This window comes from Pyxidicoccus trucidator (assembly GCF_010894435.1).
Classification (GTDB): Bacteria; Myxococcota; Myxococcia; order Myxococcales; family Myxococcaceae; genus Myxococcus; species Myxococcus trucidator.
Map to the genome: position 1 here is coordinate 1 of NZ_JAAIXZ010000112.1, position 398 is coordinate 398.

Annotated in this window: 1 protein-coding gene; it reads left to right on the forward strand. The window is 64.8% G+C overall.

Annotated features, from left to right (window positions below):
- Positions 1-398 (forward strand): PHP domain-containing protein (locus G4D85_RS48650; RefSeq protein WP_164021970.1); only part of this gene is annotated, 398 nt, incomplete at both ends.

Here is a 398-nt window from a genome sequence, read left to right on the forward strand (position 1 = left end):
GACCTCATCAAGACGGTGAAGGAGAAGGGGATGTCGAGTGTCGCCGTGACGGACCACGGCAACATGTTCGGAGCCATCGACTTCTACAAGAAGGCCAAGGACGCCGGCATCAAGCCCATCCTCGGCATGGAGGCGTACGTCGCGGGCGCCAAGGGTCGCGAGGACCGCTCGGAGAAGGTCAACCACCACCTCATCCTGGTGGCGAAGAACGCGGAGGGCTACGCGAACCTGCGCTACCTGTCCTCGACCGCGTACATGCAGGGGTTCTACTACCACCCCCGCATCGACAAGAAGGTCCTCGCCGAGCACAGCAAGGGGCTCTTCGCGCTGACGGCGTGCCTGGGTGGTGAGGTGACGAGCGCGTGCTTCCGTGGGGACATGGACCACGCCCGCCGCGC